Source organism: Pseudomonas sp. 8209 (assembly GCF_028682105.1).
Lineage (GTDB): Bacteria > Pseudomonadota > Gammaproteobacteria > Pseudomonadales > Pseudomonadaceae > Aquipseudomonas > Aquipseudomonas palmensis.
On the sequence record NZ_JANIAH010000005.1, the window covers coordinates 110,402 to 130,200 of the forward strand.

Genomic DNA, 19,799 nt, shown 5'->3' on the forward strand with positions numbered 1-19,799 from the left:
CGCTACCATTTTCGCAAACGAACATTAATGTTCATATTCGATAGAAACCAGAGGCCGCCTCGTGTCCCAGTCCAGCTCGCCATCGCCCGCCCTTGCCGAAATCTACGACGTTGCCGTGATCGGTGGCGGCATCAACGGCGTCGGTATCGCCACCGATTCGGCCGGACGCGGCCTGTCGGTACTGCTCTGCGAAAAGGACGACCTGGCCAGCCATACGTCCTCGGCCAGCAGCAAGCTGATCCACGGTGGCCTGCGCTATCTGGAGCACTACGAGTTCCGCCTGGTGCGCGAAGCGCTGGCAGAACGCGAAGTGCTGCTGGCCAAGGCGCCGCATATCGTCAAGCCGATGCGCTTCGTGCTGCCGCACCAGCCGCACCTGCGTCCGGCCTGGATGATCCGCGCCGGCCTGTTCCTGTATGACCATCTGGGCAAGCGCAAGCAGCTGGGCGCCTCGCGCAGCCTGCGCTTCGGCCCGGGCAACCCGCTCAAGCCGGCCATCACCCGCGGTTTCGAATACGCCGACTGCGCAGTGGACGACGCCCGCCTGGTGGTGCTCAACGCCATGGCCGCGCGTGAGCTGGGTGCGCACATCCTCACCCGTACCCGCTGCGTCAGCGCACGGCGCGTGGGCAAGCTGTGGAACGTGCAGCTCGAACGCGCCGACGGCAGCCAGCAGACCATCCAGGCCCGCGCCCTGGTGAACGCGGCCGGCCCGTGGGTGGCCAGGTTCATCAAGGACGACCTCAAGCTGGAGGCGCCCTACGGCATTCGCCTGATTCAGGGCAGCCACCTGATCGTGCCCCGGCTGTACGAGGGCGAGCATGCCTACATCCTGCAGAACGAAGACCAGCGCATCGTGTTCGCCATCCCGTACCTGGAGCGCTTCACCCTGATCGGCACCACCGACCGCGAGTACAGCGGCGACCCGGCCCAGGTGAGCATCACCGAGGCCGAGACCGACTACCTGCTCAAGGTTGTGAACGCGCACTTCAACCACCAGCTGGGCCGCGCCGACATCCTCAGCACCTACTCCGGTGTGCGCCCGTTGTGCAACGACGAGTCGGACAACCCCTCGGCGGTCACCCGCGACTACACCCTGGCCCTGTCGGCGTCTGCCGGCGAGGCGCCGCTGCTGTCGGTGTTCGGCGGCAAGCTGACCACCTACCGCAAGCTGGCCGAGTCGGCCATGGCCGAGCTGGCGCCGTACTTCACCCAGATGACCGGTAGCTGGACCGCCACCTCCAGCCTGCCGGGCGGTGAACAGATGACCACGCCGCAGGCGCTGTGCGACGAGATTCTCGCGCGCTTCGGCTGGCTGCCAGCGGATATCGCCAAGCGCTGGGCGCTGACCTACGGCAGCCGCGTATGGCGCCTGCTCGAGGGCGTCCAGGGCCCGGACGACCTGGGCGATGCGATTGGTGGCGGGTTGTTCACCCGCGAGGTGGATTACCTGTGCAGCGAGGAATGGGCGGTCAGCGCCGACGATATCCTGCTGCGGCGCACCAAGCTGGGGCTTTTCACCAGCCCGGCCGAACAACAGGCTCTGCGGGTTTACCTGCAACGGGTAGAACTGAGCCGCGGGCGTATTCAGGCAGCCTGACACCGCAAAATCGCATCGCGGGTCAAGCCTGCTCCCACAAGGTCACCAAACCAGTGGGAGCGGGTTTGACCCGCGATGAGGCCACCAAAGCACTATCTGTTCGGTTTCCCGAACGAGCCATTGGCCCTTAATCGGAAACCCGGACATCCCTCCCCCGCCATACCCCGGCAAAAAATGCCCGCCGCCGCTATTTGCATGGGGTTATGATCAAAATCAGAGTTTGGCATGAGTCATGCTCTACACTCAGTACCCGAATGCGCAACCGCTTCATTGCTGTGTTCGCTGAACGAAAGAGCCCGCCAACGGCTCAATAAGAAAAACAACGTCGAGGAAAATTTGATGCGTATCGTTCCCCATCTGTTGGGCGCCGCCATGGCGACCGCTTTGATCAGCACGCCGGCCCTTGCCGCCGAACTGACCGGCACCCTGAAGAAAATCAACGACTCGGGCACCATTACCCTGGGGCACCGCGACGCTTCCATCCCGTTCTCCTACATCGCCGACGCTTCGGGCAAACCCGTCGGTTACTCCCACGACATCCAGCTGGCTATCGTCGAGGCCCTGAAAAAGGACCTGAACAAGCCGGACCTGAAGGTCAAATACAACCTGGTCACCTCGCAGACCCGCATCCCGCTGGTGCAGAACGGCACCGTTGACGTCGAGTGCGGTTCCACCACCAACAACCTCGAGCGCCAGCAACAGGTCGACTTCTCGGTCGGCATCTTCGAGATCGGTACCCGCCTGCTGTCCAAAAAGGATTCCTCCTACAAGGACTTCCCGGACCTGGCCGGTAAGAACGTGGTGACCACCGCCGGTACCACATCCGAGCGCATCCTCAAGTCGATGAACGCCGACAAGCAGATGAAGATGAACGTCATCTCCGCCAAGGACCACGGCGAGTCGTTCCAGATGCTCGAGTCCGGCCGCGCCGTGGCCTTCATGATGGACGACGCCCTGCTCGCCGGCGAAATGGCCAAGGCCAAGAAGCCGACCGACTGGGCCGTGACCGGTACCCCGCAGTCCTATGAAATCTACGGCTGCATGGTGCGCAAGGGCGATGCCCCGTTCAAGAAAGCGGTCGATGACGCCATCGTCGCCCTGTACAAGTCGGGTGAGATCAACAAGATCTACGACAAGTGGTTCAACCAGCCAATCCCGCCTAAAGGCCTGAACCTGATGTTCCCCATGAGCGACGAGCTCAAGGCGCTGATCGCCAATCCTACCGACAAAGCTGCAGACGAAAAGAAGTCCTGACCCCCAGCTAGTTAGTGTCTAACCTTTCATCCGAGGGCGCCCAGCGCCCCCGGATGCTCGAAGGTGCCCGTGAAACAACCGATCTGAGGGGAGACCCCGATGAATTACAACTGGGACTGGGGCGTTTTTTTCAAGTCCACCGGCGTTGGCAGCGAGACCTACCTGGACTGGTATATCACCGGCCTTGGCTGGACCATCCTGATCGCCGTTGCCGCCTGGATCATTGCGCTGCTGCTGGGCTCGGTGCTCGGCGTCATGCGTACCGTACCGAACCGTCTGGTGTCGGGTATCGCCACGTGCTACGTGGAACTGTTTCGCAATGTGCCGCTGCTGGTGCAGCTGTTCATCTGGTACTTCCTGGTACCCGACCTGCTGCCCGAAGGCCTGCAGGAGTGGTACAAGCAGGACCTCAACCCGACCACCTCGGCGCTGATCAGCGTGGTCATCTGCCTGGGGCTGTTCACCGCTGCACGGGTGTGCGAGCAGGTGCGCACCGGCATCCAGGCACTGCCCCGTGGCCAGGAAGCCGCTGCCCGCGCCATGGGCTTCAGCCTGCCGCAGATCTACAACAACGTGCTGCTGCCGCAAGCCTACCGGATCATCATTCCGCCGCTTACCTCCGAATTCCTGAACGTGTTCAAGAACTCCTCGGTGGCGTCGCTGATCGGCCTGATGGAGCTGCTGGCACAGACCAAGCAGACCGCCGAGTTCTCGGCCAACCTGTTCGAGGCCTTCACCCTGGCCACGCTGATCTACTTCACCCTGAACATGGGGCTGATGCTGCTGATGCGCCTGGTCGAGAAGAAAGTCGCGGTGCCGGGCCTGATCTCCGTGGGGGGTAAATAATGGACATGGATTTCAGTGGAATCGTGCCAGCCCTGCCGGGCCTGTGGAACGGCATGAAGATGACCCTGCAGCTGATGCTCATGGGCATCATTGGCGGCATCGCGCTGGGTACCGTGCTGGCACTGATGCGGTTGTCGTCGAGCAAGCTGCTGTCGCGCCTGGCCGGCGCCTACGTGAACTACTTTCGCTCCATCCCGCTGCTGCTGGTGATCACCTGGTTCTACCTGGCGGTACCGTTCGTGCTGCGCTGGATCACCGGCGAAGACACCCCGGTGGGTGCGTTCACCTCCTGCGTCGTGGCATTCATGATGTTCGAGGCGGCGTACTTCTGCGAAATCGTGCGGGCCGGCGTGCAGTCGATCTCCAAGGGCCAGATGGCGGCTGCCCAGGCACTGGGCATGAACTACGCGCAGACCATGCGCCTGATCATCCTGCCCCAGGCATTTCGCAAGATGACCCCGCTGCTGCTGCAGCAGAGCATCATCCTGTTCCAGGACACCTCGCTGGTCTACACCGTGGGCCTGGTGGACTTCCTCAACTCGGCACGGGCCAGTGGCGACATCATCGGGCGCTCCAACGAGTTCCTGCTGTTTGCCGGCGCCGTGTACTTTGTCATCAGCTTCTCCGCTTCCTTCCTGGTCAAGCGTCTGCAGAAAAGGATAACCGTATGATTTCCATCAAGAACGTCAACAAGTGGTACGGCGATTTCCAGGTTCTGACCGACTGCAGCACCGAGGTCAAGAAAGGCGAAGTGGTGGTGGTGTGCGGGCCGTCTGGCTCGGGCAAGTCCACCCTGATCAAGTGCGTCAACGCGCTGGAACCGTTCCAGAAGGGCGACATCGTGGTCGACGGCACCTCGATCGCCGACCCCAAGACCAACCTACCCAAGCTGCGCTCGCGGGTCGGCATGGTGTTCCAGCACTTCGAACTGTTCCCGCACCTGACCATCACCGAGAACCTGACCATCGCGCAGATCAAGGTGCTGGGCCGCAGCAAGGAAGAAGCCACCAAGAAGGGCCTGCAACTGCTCGAGCGCGTCGGCCTGTCGGCCCATGCGCACAAGCACCCCGGCCAGCTCTCCGGCGGCCAGCAGCAGCGCGTGGCCATCGCCCGCGCCCTGGCCATGGACCCGATCGTGATGCTGTTCGACGAACCCACCTCGGCCCTGGACCCGGAAATGGTCAGCGAGGTACTCGACGTGATGGTGCAACTGGCCCACGAAGGCATGACCATGATGTGCGTGACCCACGAAATGGGCTTTGCGCGCAAAGTGGCCAACCGGGTGATCTTCATGGACAAGGGCAACATCATCGAAGACTGCACCAAGGAAGAGTTCTTCGGTGACCAGAGCGTGCGCGACGAGCGTACCCAGCACTTCCTCAGCAAGATCCTGCAGCACTGATGCCGCCCGGTGCCCCTGCCCGGCCCACGCCGGGCAGAGGGCGCTGGTCGTGACAAGGCCACTGTGATGAAATGCGATCCCACGCTCTTTCGCCCAGCCAAGCCTGACCTTGCCGTGAAACCTCGCCTGATCCGCCACCTGTTCCTGCCCCCACTGGTCCTGCTGCTGATGATCGGCCTGGGTGTGATCGGCTACCTGATCAGCGAGCACAACGGCATCCGCACCCTCAGCGAGACCGGCGAGCGTCAGCTTGAACTGCATGCCCGCGCGGTCGAGAGCGAGATCAGCAAGTACACCTACCTGCCCAGCCTGCTGGAACTCGAAGACAGCGTCTCCAGCCTGCTGAACTCCACCGATGGCGACCAGCGCCAGGCGGTCAACGAATACCTCGAAGGGCTCAACCGGCGCAGCCGCAGCCGCGCCATCTATGTGCTCGACACCACCGGCCGGGTGCAGGCCACCAGCAACTGGCGCGACGTCGACAGCTACCTGGGCGAAGACCTCTCGTTCCGTGCCTATTTCCAGAATGCCGTGCGCGGCCAGCCCGGGCGCTTCTACGGCATCGGCAGCACCACCGGCGAACCTGGCTACTACCTGGCCCATGGCCTGGAGGAACACGGCAAGATCATCGGCGTGGCGGTGATCAAGGTGCGCCTGGAAGCGCTCGAAGAGCGCTGGCAGCGAGCCCGCCTGGAAGCCTTCGTCAGCGACGAGAACGGCATCATCATCCTCTCCAGCGACCCGGCGCGGCGGCTGAAGTCGGTGCGCCCGCTGACCCCGGAAATCAAGGAGCGCCTGGCGCGCAGCCTGCAGTACTACTGGTTCCCGCTCAACGAACTGCAGCCGCTGGCGCGCGAGAAGCTCGCCGACGGGGTCGAGAAGCTGACCTTTCCGGCCAATGCCGAACTGGGCGACAGCAACCGCAAGGTCACCTACCTGGCCCAGACCCGGCGCCTGAGCGACACGCCCTGGCACTTCACCCTGCTGACCCCACTGCAGGACCTGCGCCACGAATCGATGATCCAGGGCGTGCTGGTGGCCGTGGCCTTCGCCCTGCTGGCGATCCTGCTGATAGCCTGGAACGAGCGGCGCAAGGTGATCGCCACCCGCCTGGCCGCCCGCGAGGCGCTGGAAGAAGCCAACAACCAGCTCGAACGCAAGATTGCCGAGCGCACCGCCGACCTGCGTGCCAGCAACGAACGCCTCAAGGGCCAGATCCGCGAACGCCGGCACGCCGAGCAGACCCTGCGCCATGCCCAGGACGAACTGGTGCAGGCCGGCAAGCTGGCGGCCATCGGGCAGATGTCGACCAGCATCGCCCATGAGCTGAACCAGCCGCTGGCGGCGCTGCGCACCCTGTCGGGCAACACCGTGCGCTTTCTGCAGCGCGGTGCGCTGGAAACCGCCAGCGCCAACCTGCTGACCATGAACGAACTGATCGACCGCATGGGCCGTATCACCGCCAGCCTGCGCTCGTTCGCCCGGCGCGGCGACGACCGTGGCCAGGCCTCGCTGGAAAAGGCCGTGACCGCCGCCCTGCAACTGCTCAATGCGCGCATCGAGGGCTGTCACCTGAAACTGCACCTCGAGTACGCCGACCAGCAACTGACCATCGACCAGACCCGCCTGGAGCAGATCCTGGTCAACCTGATCGGCAACGCCCTGGATGCCATGGCCGCGGTGCCGCTGCCGCAACTCTGGCTCGAAGGCGAGCTGGTGGGCGACAAGTACCGCCTGCGCGTGCGCGACAACGGCCATGGCATCGACGATGAAGCGCGCAAGCACCTGTTCGAACCGTTTTTCACCACCAAACCGGGCGAGCACGGCCTGGGCCTGGGCCTGACCCTGTCGGCCAGCCTCGCCGCTGCAGCCGGCGGTACCCTGAACGTCGAACACCCCGCCAGCGGCGGTACCGCGTTCGTGCTCAGCCTGCCGCTGGTCGATGCCCCCACTGAACCTGCCGAGTCCCTATGACCCCATCGCCCCTTACCGTCCTGATCGTCGAAGACGATCCGCATGTGTTGCTCGGGTGCCAGCAGGCGCTGGCCCTGGAAGATATCGCCTGCGAAGGCGTCGGCAGTGCCGAACAGGCACTGGAGCGCATCGGCGATGATTTCGCCGGCATCGTGGTCAGCGATATCCGCCTGCCGGGCATCGATGGCCTGGAACTGCTCAGCCGCCTCAAGGCCCGCGACAAGAGCCTGCCGGTGGTGCTGATCACCGGCCACGGCGACATCGACATGGCCGTGGGCGCCATGCGCAACGGCGCCTACGACTTCATGGAAAAGCCCTTCTCGCCGGAGCGCCTGGTGGATGTGGTGCGCCGGGCGCTGGAACAGCGCGGCCTGGCCCGCGAAGTGTTCTCGCTGCGCCGCCAGCTGGCCGAGCGCAGCACTCTGGAGGGGCGCATCATCGGCCGCTCGCCGGCCATGCAGAACCTGCGCGAGCTGATCGCCAACGTCGCCGATACCTCGGCCAACGTGCTGATCGAGGGCGAGACCGGCACCGGCAAGGAGCTGGTCGCGCGCTGCCTGCACGACTTCAGCCGGCGCCAGAGCCAGCCCTTCGTGGCGTTGAACTGCGGCGGCCTGCCGGAGAACCTGTTCGAGACCGAAATCTTCGGCCACGAGGCCAACGCCTTCACGGGTGCCGGCAAGCGCCGCATCGGCAAGATCGAGCACGCCAACGGCGGCACGCTGTTTCTCGACGAAGTCGAGAGCATGCCGCTCAACCTGCAGATCAAGCTGCTGCGCGTGTTGCAGGAGCGCACCCTGGAACGCCTGGGTTCGAACCAGAGCATTGCGGTGGATTGCCGGGTGATCGCCGCCACCAAATCGGACCTGGATGCCCTCGGCCAGACCGGCCAGTTTCGCAGCGACCTGTACTACCGCCTCAACGTGGTGACCCTGGAACTGCCGCCGCTGCGCGAGCGCCGCGAAGACATCCTGCAACTGTTCGAGCACTTCCTGCAGCAGTCGGCCCTGCGCTTCGACCGCGAGGCACCGCCGCTGGACAGCCAGACCCTGTCGCGCCTGATGGCCCATGACTGGCCGGGCAACGTGCGCGAGCTGCGCAACGTGGCCGAGCGCCACGCCCTGGGCCTGCCGGCGTTCAAGAAGGCCGGCGCCAATGTGGCGCAGAGCCTGGGCTTTGCCGAGGCGGTCGAGGCCTTCGAGCGCAACCTGCTCAGCGACGCCCTGCAGCGCACCGGCGGCAACCTCAGCCAGGCCAGCCAGGAGCTGGGCATGGCCAAGACCACCCTGTTCGACAAAGTCAAAAAATACGGCCTGGCCTGAGCGAGCGTTTCGATGGACATGATTCTCAAGGCCTGCCTGGGCGCCGTGGTGGTGCTGATCATCGCGGCCCTGGCCAAGACCCGCAATTACTACGTGGCCGGGCTGGTGCCGCTGTTTCCCACCTTTGCCCTGATTGCCCACTACATCATCGGCAAGGGCCGCTCGCTGGAGGACCTGAAGGCCACCATCGTGTTCGGCATGTGGTCGATCATCCCCTACTTCGTGTACCTGGCCGCGCTGTACGTGCTGGTCGACCGCCTGCGCCTGGAGCTGTCACTGGCGCTGGCGGCGGTGGCCTGGCTGATCGCCGCCACCGTGCTGGTCAGCGTATGGGGGCGCCTGCACTAGCGTTGGGCCAGATGGCCCAGCTCTTCGCGGTGCGCCTTCAGGTAAGGCAGTACCGCCGCCAGCAGCGGGGCCTTGAACGGCTCCTGGAAGCGGTGCGCCAGGCCCGGTATCAGGCGTAGCTGGCTGCCCTGGATGTGCGCGGCCAGGTGCACGCCGTGCATCACCGGCAACAGCGGGTCGGCCGTGCCGTGCACCACCAGGGCCGGTACCCGCAGGTTGTCGAGCAGCTCGACACGGCTGGGCTCGGCAAGTATGGCCATGACCTGGCGCTGCACGCCTTCGGGGTTGAAGGCCCGGTCGTAGGCAGTGGCGGCCTGCTGCAACAGGGCCTGGCGATCATCCTGCACCTGCGGGCTGCCCAGCGCGGCCAGCAGGTCGGCCTGCTGCTCCAGGGCCACCTGGCGATTCGGCGCACCGCGCCGGGCCAACTGCCGAATCAGCGCCGGCGCAGGCGCCGGCAGCCCCTGTGCCCCCGAACTGGACATGATCAGGGTCAGGCTCTCGACCCGCTCGGGCGCCATCGCCGCCAGGTGCTGGGCAATCATTCCACCCATGCTCACCCCCAGCACATGAAAGCGCTGCGCGTGCAGCGCATCCATCAGCGCCAGGCCATCAGCGGCCATGTCGCTCAGGCTGTAGGGCGCCGCCACCGGCAGGCCGAACCGGTAGCGCAGCGCCTCGACCGTCAGGTTGGCCTGGGCGGGGGGCTGGTTCCAGCGCGACAGGCCGACGTCGCGGTTGTCGTAGCGGATCACCCTGAAGCCCTGCTGGCACAGCGCAAGTACCACCTCGTCGGGCCAGTGGATCAACTGGCCGCCCAGGCCCATGACCAGCAGCAGGGCTGGGTCGCTGTCACGCCCGATGCTCTGATAGGCCAGGCTGACCCGCCCCGCCTCGGCGTATCGGATAGCTGAAGTGATGTCGCAGCGAGGCGCCGCGAACGAAGAAAAGGCGCTGCACAGCGCCACCAGAAACAGGATTGCCCGCATGAAAGAAACACCAGAGTGCAGTTCGCCAGTAAAGCGCGAGTCTGATGAAGTTCATGCCGGCGCGCTGCCACAGATCGGTGACCGTTTGATGACAACTGCCGGGCGGTCGACAGCATCGTCAACATGAGACAAACTCAACGAATTGTCTCATCCATCAAATTCTGTTCATGGAGCACCCTGGTGCTGGAAATTCGCCACCTCAAGACCCTGCACGCCCTGCGCGAAGCCGACAGCCTGGTGGAGGCCGCCGAGCGCCTGCACCTGACCCAGTCGGCGTTGTCCCACCAGTTCAAGGAACTCGAAGAACGCCTGGGCATGCAGCTGTTCACCCGCAAGACCAAGCCGATCCGCTTCACCAGCGCCGGCCTGCGCCTGCTGCAACTGGCCGATGCCACCCTGCCGCTGCTGCGCGGCGCCGAACGGGATATTGCGCGCCTGGCCGGCGGCACCGCCGGGCGCCTGCACATGGCCATCGAGTGCCACAGCTGCTTCCAGTGGCTGATGCCCACCATCGACCAGTTCCGCGATGCCTGGCCAGAGGTGGAGCTGGACCTGGCCTCGGGCTTCGCCTTCGCCCCGCTGCCGGCCCTGGCCCGTGGCGACCTGGACCTGGTGGTGACCTCCGACCCGCTGGAGCTGACCGGTATCACCTACGTGCCGCTGTTCACCTACGAGGCGATGCTGGCGGTGGCCAACCAGCACGTACTGGCCTCCAGGCCCTACGTGGTGCCGCAGGACCTGGCCACGGAAACCCTGATCACCTACCCGGTGGAACGCGACCGCCTGGACATCTTCACGCGCTTTCTGGAGCCTGCCGACATCGAGCCCGGGCAGGTGCGCACCGCCGAGCTGACGGTGATGATGATGCAGTTGGTGGCCAGCGGACGCGGGGTGTGCGGCATGCCGCACTGGGCCCTGCACGAGTACAGTTCGCGCGGCTACGTGAAGGGCAAGCGCCTGGGTGAGAAGGGCCTGTTCGCCACGCTGTACGCCGCAGTGCGCAGCGACATGCTCGATGCACCGTACATGCGCGACTTTCTGCTGACCGCCAAGGACACCTCGTTCTCGACCCTGGATGGGGTCAGTGCAGTGCGCTGAAGGTTCAAGTGGCAAGCATCAAGCCAGTTTGCGTTGTTCCTGCACCAGGCGCAGCGCAAGGGCCGCCAGCACAAAGCCCATCACGTAGCGCTGCAACATCAGCCACAGCGGGTAGCGCGCGAACCAGGCCGACAGGCCGGCGGCGAACAGTGCGATCAGCAGGTTCACGGTGAAGCTCACGCCGATCTGGGTCAGGCCCAGGGTCAGGCTCTGCGCCAGCACCGAGCCGTGCTCGGGCGAAATGAACTGCGGCAGCACCGACAGGTAGAACACCGCCACCTTGGGGTTCAGCACGCTGGTCAGAAACCCCATCGTCACCAGCCGCGCCGGTGAATCCGGGGCCAGCTCACGGGGCTCGAACGGCGAGCGCGCACCCGGCTTGACCGCCTGCCAGGCCATCCACAGCAAGTAGCCGGCACCGGCCCAGCGCAGCAGGTCGTAACCCAGCGGCACGGCCATGAACAACGCGGTGAGGCCCACAGCTGCGGCCGTCATGTGCACCAGAAACCCGCCCACCACACCGATCAGCGACGTCACGCCGGCCATGCGGCCCTGGCAGATCGAGCGCGAGATCAGGTAGATCATGTTCGGCCCGGGGGTCAGTACCATCAGCAGCGCGGCGCCGCTGAACAGCAGCCATTCGTGCAGCGGGATCATTGCGCAGCCCGTTGCAGGTGCAGCGGCAGGATCAGGTCGCGGGTCAGCGGCGCCAGTTCGAGGTGATCCACCTGATGGGCGTCGACCCAGCAGGCTTCCTCGATTTCCGCTGCGGGTTCAAGCGTCAGGTCGGTGTGCAACTGAAACAACTCGGCCTGCACTTCGAAACCCGGCTCGTTGGCCGCCGGTGCGCTGAACTGGCCCAGGTACTGCGCCTGCTGCGGGTCGATGCGCAGGCCCAGCTCTTCGAACAGCTCGCGGGCCAGGGCATCCACGGGTTGCTCGTGGGGTTCGATCTTGCCGCCAGGCTGCATGAAGGCCAGGGTGCCGCGCTTGCGTACCAACAGGGTACGGCCCTGAGCATCGAGCAACAGGGCAGCGGCGATACGGATGGTTTTGCTCATGGTAGGCGGCTCGTGGCGGGGAAGGCGCGCTAGGATCACATGCTGGCGCAGGGCTTTCAATCTTGCTGAGCGCTTCGCCGGCAAGGCCGGCTCCCACAGGTTCGGCGCATTCCTTGTAGGAGCCGGCCTTGCCGGCGAAGCGGCCGCAGCAGCCTGACGAAAGCCCCTTGCAACCAGGGCGCAACGGCCGCATAAACAGCTGATGAACCTGCCCGCCCGCAATCACCCGGTACTCGACGCCTTCCACCCCGCCGTCCGTGCCTGGTTCCAGCACCGTTTCGCCACGGTGACCGCCGCCCAGGCCCAGGCGTGGCCGCTGATCCGCAGCGGGCAATCGCTGCTGGTGGCGGCCCCCACCGGCTCCGGCAAGACCCTCACCGCGTTCCTCGCGGTCCTCGACGAACTCTTCACCCAGGCCCTGCACGCCGGCGGCGAGCTGCCCGAACAGACGCTGGTGGTGTACGTCTCGCCGCTCAAGGCGCTGTCCAACGACATCCAGCTCAACCTGCAGGCCCCCCTGGCCGGTATCAGCGCCGAACTGGCCGCCCTCGGGCTGCCCACGCCGACCCTGCGCACCGCAGTGCGCAGCGGCGATACCCCGCAGAAGGAACGCGCGGCCATGCGCCGCCAGCCCCCGCATATCCTGGTGACCACCCCCGAGTCGCTGTACGTGCTGCTCGGCTCGACGTCCGGGCGTCAGGGCCTGGCCTCGGTGCACACGGTAATCGTCGACGAGATCCACGCCGTGGCCGGCAACAAGCGCGGCAGCCACCTGGCGTTGAGCCTGGAACGCCTGCAGGCGCTGTGCCAGCGCCCGTTGCGGCGCATCGGCCTGTCGGCCACCCAGCGTCCGATCGAGCGGGTGGCGCAGTACCTGGTGGGCCATCAGCGCCCCTGCGCCCTGGTGGATATCGGCCATGCGCGCCAGCGCGACCTGGCCATCGAGGTACCGCGCGCGCCACTGGGCGCGGTGATGGCCAACGACGTGTGGGAGCTGGTCTACGATCGCCTCGCGCAACTGGCCCGCGAGCACCGCACCACCCTGGTGTTCGTCAACACCCGGCGCCTGGCCGAGCGCCTGGCGCGCCACCTGAGCGAGCGCCTGGGGCGCGAGGCGGTGGCCGCGCACCATGGCAGCCTGGCCAAGGAATTTCGCCTCGACGCCGAGCAGCGTCTCAAGCGCGGCGAGCTGCAGGTGCTGGTGGCCACCGCCTCGCTGGAGCTGGGCATCGACATCGGCGAGGTCGACCTGGTGTGCCAGATCGGCTCGCCTGGCTCGATTGCCGCGCTGCTGCAGAGGGTTGGCCGCTCCGGCCACCAGGTGGACGGCACCCCCAAGGGTCGTGTGTTCGCCACCACCCGCGACGAGCTGATCGAGTGCGTGGCCCTGCTCGACTGCGTGCGCCGTGGCGAGCTGGACGAGCTGCATATCCCCAACGCACCGCTGGACGTGCTGGCCCAGCAGATCGTCGCCGAGGTCAGTTGCCAGCCCTGGGACGAACAGGCGCTGTTTGCGTGCCTCACCCGCGCGATGCCCTACGCCAATCTCGACCAGGCGCATTACCAGGCCCTGCTGCGCATGCTCGCCGAAGGCTACAGCGGGCGCCAGGGCGTGCGCGGCGCGTACCTGCACCGCGATGCGGTCAGTGCCCAGCTGCGTGGAAGGCGCGGCAGCCAGCTGGCCGCCCTGACCAGTGGCGGGGCGATACCGGACAACGCCGACTACCGCGTGCTGCTCGAACCCCAGGCCTTGAACATCGGCAGTGTGAACGAAGACTTCGCGGTGGAGAGCATCGCCGGCGACATCTTCCAGCTGGGCAACGCGTCGTACCGCATCCTGCGCGTGGAGGCCGGCAAGGTACGGGTGGAGGATGCCCACGGGCAACCGCCGACCATCCCCTTCTGGCTGGGCGAGGCGCCGGGGCGCAGCGACGAGCTGTCCTTCGCGGTGGCACGCCTGCAAGCCGAAATCGACCAGCGCCTGGATGCCAGCGGCGGCCAGCTGCAACCGCTGCTGACCTGGCTGCACGCCACGCTCGGGCTGAACGCGGACAGCGCCGAGCAACTGCTCGACTACCTGGCCCGCACCCGCCAGGCCCTCGGCGCCCTGCCCTCGCAGGACACGCTGATCATGGAGCGCTTTTTCGATGAGTCCGGCGGTACCCAGCTGATCATCCACTCGCCCTTCGGCAGCCGCATCAACCGCGCCTGGGGGCTGGCACTGCGCAAACGCTTCTGTCGCACCTTCAATTTCGAGTTGCAGGCGGCAGCCAGCGAGGATGCGCTGATCCTGTCGCTGTCGGCCGGCCACAGTTTTGCCCTGGAAGAGGTGTGGCGCTACATTTCCAGCGCCAGTGCCGAGCACCTGCTGACCCAGGCCGTGCTCGATGCGCCGCTGTTCGGCGTGCGCTGGCGCTGGAACGCCGGGGTGTCGCTGGCACTGCCGCGCTATGCCGGCGGGCGCAAGGTCGCCCCGCAGATCCAGCGCATGAAAAGCGAAGACCTCACCGCTGCCGTGTTCCCCGACCAGCTGGCGTGCCTGGAAAACATCGTCGGCGAGCGCGAGATTCCCGACCACCCGCTGGTGGAGCAGACCCTCGACGACTGCCTGCACGAGGCGATGGATTGCGAGGGCTGGCTGAACCTGCTGCGGCGCATCGAAGACAAGCGCATCCGCCTGATCTGCCGCGACCTGCCGGCGCCTTCGCCCCTGGCGGCGGCGATCCTGAATGCACGTCCATACGCCTTTCTCGATGACGCACCGCTGGAAGAGCGGCGCACCCAGGCCGTGCTCAACCGGCGCTGGAGCGACCCGCAAAGTGCCGACGACCTGGGCGCACTGGATCCGCAGGCGATTGCCGCAGTGCGTGCCGAGGCCTGGCCGTTGCCCGGCGGCACCGACGAAATGCACGAGGCACTGATGAGCCTGGCGGCCGTGTGCGATGCCGAGGTGCAGGCCAACCCGGGCTGGCTGGCATGGCTGCAGCAACTGGCCGCCGGCGCACGCGCCTGCCACCTGAGGCTGCCGCAGGGTGGCGGCCTGTGGCTGGCCCGCGAACGCCTGCCGTGGCTGCTGGCGCTGTACCCGCAAGCGGCGCCCACCCCATTGCCCGGGTTCGATCAGCCCATCGATGCCGACAGTGCTGCCGTGGAACTGCTGCGCGCGCGCCTGAGCGGCTTCGGCCCGCTGACCAGCAGCGAGATCGGCGCGCCGCTGTGTCTGAGCCCCTCACAGGTCGAGCAGGCCATGCTGCGCCTCGAAGCCGAGGGCTATGTGATGCGCGGGCACTTCAGCCCGGGCCACACCCCTGAACAATGGTGCGAACGCCACCTGCTGGCGCGCATCCACCGCTACACGCTCAAGCGCCTGCGCCGCGAAATCGAGCCGGTCAGCCTGCAGGACTTCATGCGCTTTCTGTTCGACTGGCAGCACCTTTCGCCCGGCACCCGGCTGGAGGGCCCGGCGGCGCTGGGCGAGGCGCTGACCCAACTGGAAGGCTTCGCCGCAGCGGCCTCGGCCTGGGAAAGCGACCTGCTGCCGAGCCGGCTGCGCGACTACAGCGGGCAGTGGCTGGACGATGCCTGCCGGGCCGGCAAGTTCGTGTGGGCTCGCCTGGCCCCTTCGGGCAAGGCTGCGGCCAGTACCCTGCGCAGCACCCCTGTCGTGCTGCTGCCACGGGCGCGGCTGGGGTTGTGGCGAGCACTGGCCGCCACCGACGACGCCCCGGCACCGTCGCCCCGCGCGCAACGTGTACTGGCCGCGCTCAGCGAGCACGGCGCGCTGTTTTTCGATGAACTGCGCGACGAGGCACGCCTGTTGCCCAGCGAGCTGGAGACAGCCCTGCAGGTACTGGTGGCGGCCGGGCAGATCAGTGCCGACAGCTTTGCCGGCCTGCGTGCACTGATCACCCCGGCCAGCAAGCGCCAGGCACGCAGCCATCGGCGTGGTCGCGGGGCATTCAGTGGCGGCATGGAGGACGCCGGGCGCTGGGCATTGCTGCGCCGCGCCGGCACGCCGGCCGAGGACGCCCTGGAACAGGTGGCCCTGACCTTGCTGCGCCGCTATGGCGTGGTGTGCTGGCGGCTGCTCGAACGCGAGGCCGACTGGCTGCCGAGCTGGCGGGACCTGCTGCGCACGTTGCACCGCCTGGAGGCGCGTGGCGAGATCCGTGGCGGTCGCTTCATCAGCGGGCTGGCCGGCGAACAGTTCGCCTTGCCCGAGGCCATCGGCGTATTGCGCGAAGTACGCAGGCGCCCGCTGGATGGCAGCCTGGTGGCAGTGAGTGCCAGCGACCCGCTGAACCTGGTGGGCACCTTGCTGCCCGGCAGCAAGGTGGCAGCGGTGAGCGGCAACCGGGTGGTGTACCGCGACGGCGTGGCGGTGGCGGCGCGGGTGGCGGGCAAGGCGCAGTACTGGGTGCAGGAGGATGCGGCGCTGCGTGAGCGGGTGGTGCGCGATGTCCATCACTGATCCCGAAGCTTTGCGGTGTGTGCAGGAGCCGGCATTGCCGGCGAAGGCCGCGACGCTGTCTTGATGGGTTCACTGGCATCCAATCCCCCATTCGATATAAGGTCTTGGATTGCCTGCAAAAGGAACCCGCATGAGCCTCTCCCTCCTCAGCCGTTATGCCTTCTTCGCCGCGTGTGTCGTGTTCACCCTCGCCAGCCTGCCGTTCCTGCACCACGACTGGCTGTGGCCCTTCACCCTGGTCACCGGCCTGCTCAGCCTGCTGGGCCTGTTCGACCTGCTGCAGAGCCGCCATGCGGTGCGGCGCAACTACCCGATCCTGGGCAATATCCGCTACCTGGTGGAGGGCATCCGCCCGGAAATCCGCCAGTACCTGCTCGAATCCGACAGCGATGCGCTGCCCTTCTCCCGCGCCCAGCGCTCGCTGGTGTACTCGCGGGCCAAGAACGAAACCGCCGACAAGCCGTTCGGCACCCTGATCGACGTCTACCAGTCGGGCTTCGAGTTCATCGGCCACTCCATGCGCCCGGCACCGCTCAGCGACCCCGAGAGCTTTCGGGTGATCGTCGGCGGCCCGCAGTGCACCCAGCCCTATTCGGCCTCGGTGTTCAACATCTCGGCCATGAGCTTCGGCTCGCTCAGCGCCAACGCCATTCGCGCCCTCAACCAGGGTGCCAAGCTCGGCAACTTCGCACATGACACCGGCGAGGGCAGCATCAGCCCCTACCACCGCGAACATGGCGGCGACCTGACCTGGGAACTGGGCAGCGGCTACTTCGGCTGCCGCACCTCGGACGGTCGCTTCGACCCCGAGCGCTTCGCGCAGCAGGCCAGCAGCCCGCAGGTGCGCATGATCGAAATCAAGATGAGCCAGGGCGCCAAGCCCGGCCACGGCGGCATCCTGCCCAAGCACAAGGTGACCCAGGAAATCGCCGACACCCGCGGCATCATGATGGGCGAAGACTGTATCTCGCCGTCGCGCCACAGCGCATTCTCCACCCCCATCGAGCTGATGCAGTTCATTGCCCAGCTGCGCGAGCTGTCCGGCGGCAAGCCGGTCGGCTTCAAGTTCTGCCTGGGCCACCCGTGGGAGTTCATGGGCATTGCCAAGGCCATGCTCGAGACCGGCATCCTGCCCGACTTCATCGTGGTCGACGGCAAGGAAGGCGGCACCGGCGCCGCGCCGGTGGAGTTCACCGACCACATCGGCGTGCCGCTGCGCGAAGGGCTGCTGTTCGTGCACAACACCCTGGTGGGGCTGAACCTGCGCGACAAGATCAAGCTGGGCGCCAGCGGCAAGATCGTCAGTGCGTTCGATATCGCCAGCGTGCTGGCCATCGGTGCCGACTGGGCCAACTCGGCGCGCGGCTTCATGTTCGCCATCGGCTGCATCCAGTCGCAAAGCTGCCATACCAACAAGTGCCCGACCGGCGTGGCCACCCAGGACGGCCTGCGCCAGCGGGCGCTGGTGGTGCCGGACAAGGCGCAGCGGGTGTTCAGCTTCCACCGCAACACGCTCAAGGCGCTGGCCGAGATGCTCGCCGCCGCCGGGCTGGATCACCCCTCGCAGCTGGAGGCCAAGCACCTGGTGCGGCGCATGTCGGCCACCGAGATCAAGCTGTTCTCGCAGCTGCACGTGTTCCTCAAGCCGGGTGAACTGCTTACCGGCGAGGTGAACGGCGAGTTCTACTCGCGGATGTGGCAGATGGCGCGGGCAGACAGTTTCGAGCCCAACGCCGAAGCGGCGTAACGACGTCGCCGACTCCTCACCTGCAGGAGCCGGCATTGCCGGCGAAGGGGCAGTACAGCCACACAAAAACCCCGGCCTGGGCCGGGGTTATGTACATCAGGATGCGCTGGATGCCGCCACCGCTTCACTGTCGCCCTTGGGCGCCAGCTTGAACACGTGGTACAGCACCGTCAGCATTACCAGGAACGCCGGGCCGATGAACAGCGCCACGCGGGTTTCCTCGAAGTAGGCCATCAGGCCGACCACCAGGATCAGGAACGCCAGGGCCAGGTAGGAACTCAGCGGCCACAGCCACATGCGGTACTTGAGCGCGGCCCGTTCGGCCTGGCTCAGCCCGGCGCGAAAGCGCAGTTGCGCCAGCAGGATCATCACCCAGGTCCAGATCGCGCCGAAGGTGGCGATCGAGGTCACCCACACGAAGACCTTTTCAGGTACCAGGTAGTTGGCCAGTACGCCCAGCAGCAGCGCGCCGATCGACAGCAGCAGTGCATTGCGCGGCACGCCGTTGCGCGAGGTGCGCGCAAAGCTGGCCGGGGCCTGGCCGTTCTGCGCCAGGCTGTAGAGCATGCGCCCGGTACTGAAGATACCGCCGTTGCACGACGACAGCGCCGCGGTGATCACCACGAAGTTGATGATGCCGGCTGCGGTCTTGATGCCCAGGCGCTCGAAGGTCATCACGAACGGGCTGCCCTGGCTGCCGATCTCGTTCCACGGGTACAGCGACAGGATCACGAACAGCGCGCCGACGTAGAACAGCAGGATGCGCCAGAACACCGAGCCGATGGCCTGCGGGATGGTCTTTTGCGGGTTGCGCGCTTCACCGGCGGTAAGGCCGATCATCTCTACGCCCAGGTAGGCGAACATCACCATCTGCAGCGACATCAGCACGCCGGTCACGCCGTTGGGCATGAAGCCGCCGTGACTCCACAGGTTGGAGATGCCCAGCGCCACACCGTCGTTGCCGAAGCCGAAGGCGATCACGCCGATGCCGCCCAGCACCATGGCGATGATGGTCACGATCTTGATCAGGGCGAACCAGAATTCGAACTCGCCGAAGGCCTTCACCGCCACCAGGTTGATCGCGCCCATGCTGCCCAGCGCCGCCAGGGCCCAGATCCAGCGCGGTACGTCCGGGAACCAGATGCCCATGTAGATGGCCACCGCGGTGATCTCGGCGACACAGGTCACCAGCCACAGGAACCAGTAGTTCCAGCCGGTCAGAAAGCCCGCCAGCGGGCCCAGGTAGTCTTGTGCGTAGCGGCTGAAGGACCCGGCCACCGGGTTGTGCACGGCCATCTCGCCCAGCGCGCGCATGATCACCAGGATCGCCAGGCCGCCGATGATGTAGGACAGCATGATCGCCGGCCCGGCCATTTCGATGGCCTTGGCCGAACCGAGGAACAGCCCGACACCGATACAGGCGCCCAGCGCCATCAGGCGAATGTGACGTTCGCCGAGTTCCCGCTTGAGTGGGCCGCCCTGGGCGGTCTCACCATGAGAAGGGTGGTTGCCGACTGGCATAGGAATACAACCTCATTTTGTTATTGGATATAACCCTTCGTGCAGGCTGTACAGCGCCGATAGGCTGCTGTTTCGCCGCGCCGGGCTCACCTTGTGGGCAAGCACGTCGACCGGTGCGCGGAGCACCGGCCGAGCGAAAGGGGCGAGCAGTATAGGAAGGCCGCTA

Annotated in this window: 15 protein-coding genes; 11 read left to right on the forward strand and 4 right to left on the reverse strand. The window is 66.2% G+C overall.

Annotated elements, in window-relative coordinates:
- Nucleotides 1-61 precede the first annotated feature (61 nt).
- The 8 genes from glpD (at nt 62) to NP552_RS12190 (ending at nt 8,746) form a co-directional block, all read left to right on the forward strand.
- A complete protein-coding gene (gene glpD, locus NP552_RS12155) occupies nt 62-1,600 on the forward strand; it encodes a glycerol-3-phosphate dehydrogenase (RefSeq protein ID WP_274096768.1) in 1,539 nt (512 codons plus the stop codon).
- Between the two features lie 339 nt (nt 1,601-1,939).
- Complete coding sequence (locus NP552_RS12160) at nt 1,940-2,854, forward strand: glutamate/aspartate ABC transporter substrate-binding protein (RefSeq protein ID WP_043861987.1); 915 nt, start codon at nt 1,940-1,942, stop codon at nt 2,852-2,854.
- Between the two features lie 99 nt (nt 2,855-2,953).
- Nucleotides 2,954-3,700 carry an amino acid ABC transporter permease gene (locus tag NP552_RS12165; RefSeq protein WP_043861988.1) on the forward strand — a complete coding sequence of 249 codons (747 nt, stop codon included), beginning with the start codon at nt 2,954-2,956 and terminating at the stop codon, nt 3,698-3,700.
- Nucleotides 3,700-4,371, forward strand: a complete 672-nt coding sequence (locus NP552_RS12170; RefSeq protein WP_043861989.1) for an ABC transporter permease subunit — start codon at nt 3,700-3,702, stop codon at nt 4,369-4,371. The genes NP552_RS12165 and NP552_RS12170 overlap by 1 nt, the downstream gene beginning before the upstream one ends.
- A complete protein-coding gene (locus tag NP552_RS12175; RefSeq protein WP_043861990.1) occupies nt 4,368-5,102 on the forward strand; it encodes an amino acid ABC transporter ATP-binding protein in 735 nt (244 codons plus the stop codon). The genes NP552_RS12170 and NP552_RS12175 overlap by 4 nt, the downstream gene beginning before the upstream one ends.
- 66 nt (nt 5,103-5,168) lie before the next feature.
- On the forward strand, nt 5,169-7,076 hold the full coding sequence (locus NP552_RS12180; protein WP_043861991.1) for a sensor histidine kinase: 1,908 nt from the start codon (nt 5,169-5,171) through the stop codon (nt 7,074-7,076).
- A complete protein-coding gene (locus tag NP552_RS12185) occupies nt 7,073-8,398 on the forward strand; it encodes a sigma-54-dependent transcriptional regulator (protein WP_043861992.1) in 1,326 nt (441 codons plus the stop codon). The genes NP552_RS12180 and NP552_RS12185 overlap by 4 nt, the downstream gene beginning before the upstream one ends.
- A 21-nt stretch (nt 8,399-8,419) precedes the next feature.
- On the forward strand, nt 8,420-8,746 hold the full coding sequence (locus NP552_RS12190; RefSeq protein WP_274096835.1) for a GlpM family protein: 327 nt from the start codon (nt 8,420-8,422) through the stop codon (nt 8,744-8,746).
- Here the strand turns inward: NP552_RS12190 and NP552_RS12195 are convergent.
- Complete coding sequence (locus NP552_RS12195; protein ID WP_274096769.1) at nt 8,743-9,735, reverse strand: alpha/beta fold hydrolase; 993 nt, start codon at nt 9,733-9,735, stop codon at nt 8,743-8,745. The genes NP552_RS12190 and NP552_RS12195 overlap by 4 nt on opposite strands.
- Nucleotides 9,736-9,915: 180 nt before the next feature.
- Here NP552_RS12195 and metR point away from each other — a divergent pair, with 180 nt between their 5' ends.
- Entirely contained in the window at nt 9,916-10,833 is a 918-nt protein-coding gene (gene metR / locus NP552_RS12200) for a transcriptional regulator MetR (protein ID WP_043861995.1), read from the forward strand.
- A gap of 18 nt (nt 10,834-10,851) precedes the next feature.
- Here metR and NP552_RS12205 read toward each other — a convergent pair whose 3' ends face one another.
- Nucleotides 10,852-11,490, reverse strand: coding sequence for a LysE family translocator (locus NP552_RS12205; protein WP_054914755.1), 639 nt, complete (start codon nt 11,488-11,490; stop codon nt 10,852-10,854).
- Nucleotides 11,487-11,894: an NUDIX hydrolase gene (locus NP552_RS12210; RefSeq protein ID WP_043861997.1), complete on the reverse strand. Its 408-nt coding sequence runs from the start codon at nt 11,892-11,894 to the stop codon at nt 11,487-11,489. The genes NP552_RS12205 and NP552_RS12210 overlap by 4 nt, the downstream gene beginning before the upstream one ends.
- A 202-nt stretch (nt 11,895-12,096) precedes the next feature.
- Between NP552_RS12210 and NP552_RS12215 the strand changes: the two genes are divergently transcribed.
- Nucleotides 12,097-16,365 carry a DEAD/DEAH box helicase gene (locus tag NP552_RS12215; protein ID WP_274096770.1) on the forward strand — a complete coding sequence of 1,423 codons (4,269 nt, stop codon included), beginning with the start codon at nt 12,097-12,099 and terminating at the stop codon, nt 16,363-16,365.
- 130 nt (nt 16,366-16,495) lie between these two features.
- Complete coding sequence (locus tag NP552_RS12220) at nt 16,496-18,112, forward strand: FMN-binding glutamate synthase family protein (protein WP_054914757.1); 1,617 nt, start codon at nt 16,496-16,498, stop codon at nt 18,110-18,112.
- A gap of 96 nt (nt 18,113-18,208) precedes the next feature.
- On the opposite strand, the gene NP552_RS12225 is transcribed toward NP552_RS12220, so the two are convergent.
- A complete protein-coding gene (locus NP552_RS12225) occupies nt 18,209-19,633 on the reverse strand; it encodes an amino acid permease (protein WP_043862000.1) in 1,425 nt (474 codons plus the stop codon).
- Nucleotides 19,634-19,799: the final 166 nt, after the last annotated feature.

What these genes read in the sequence shown, in the direction of transcription:
- NP552_RS12180 (WP_043861991.1), top strand. Translation starts at nt 5,169, where the DNA reads ATGAAATGCGATCCCACGCTCTTTCGCCCAGCCAAGCCTGACCTTGCC.
- NP552_RS12170 (WP_043861989.1), top strand. Translation starts at nt 3,700, where the DNA reads ATGGACATGGATTTCAGTGGAATCGTGCCAGCCCTGCCGGGCCTGTGG.
- NP552_RS12160 (WP_043861987.1), top strand. Translation starts at nt 1,940, where the DNA reads ATGCGTATCGTTCCCCATCTGTTGGGCGCCGCCATGGCGACCGCTTTG.
- NP552_RS12220 (WP_054914757.1), top strand. Translation starts at nt 16,496, where the DNA reads ATGAGCCTCTCCCTCCTCAGCCGTTATGCCTTCTTCGCCGCGTGTGTC.
- NP552_RS12175 (WP_043861990.1), top strand. Translation starts at nt 4,368, where the DNA reads ATGATTTCCATCAAGAACGTCAACAAGTGGTACGGCGATTTCCAGGTT.
- NP552_RS12195 (WP_274096769.1), bottom strand. Translation starts at nt 9,735, where the DNA reads ATGCGGGCAATCCTGTTTCTGGTGGCGCTGTGCAGCGCCTTTTCTTCG.
- NP552_RS12210 (WP_043861997.1), bottom strand. Translation starts at nt 11,894, where the DNA reads ATGAGCAAAACCATCCGTATCGCCGCTGCCCTGTTGCTCGATGCTCAG.
- NP552_RS12205 (WP_054914755.1), bottom strand. Translation starts at nt 11,490, where the DNA reads ATGATCCCGCTGCACGAATGGCTGCTGTTCAGCGGCGCCGCGCTGCTG.
- NP552_RS12165 (WP_043861988.1), top strand. Translation starts at nt 2,954, where the DNA reads ATGAATTACAACTGGGACTGGGGCGTTTTTTTCAAGTCCACCGGCGTT.
- NP552_RS12225 (WP_043862000.1), bottom strand. Translation starts at nt 19,633, where the DNA reads ATGCCAGTCGGCAACCACCCTTCTCATGGTGAGACCGCCCAGGGCGGC.
- NP552_RS12215 (WP_274096770.1), top strand. Translation starts at nt 12,097, where the DNA reads ATGAACCTGCCCGCCCGCAATCACCCGGTACTCGACGCCTTCCACCCC.
- NP552_RS12185 (WP_043861992.1), top strand. Translation starts at nt 7,073, where the DNA reads ATGACCCCATCGCCCCTTACCGTCCTGATCGTCGAAGACGATCCGCAT.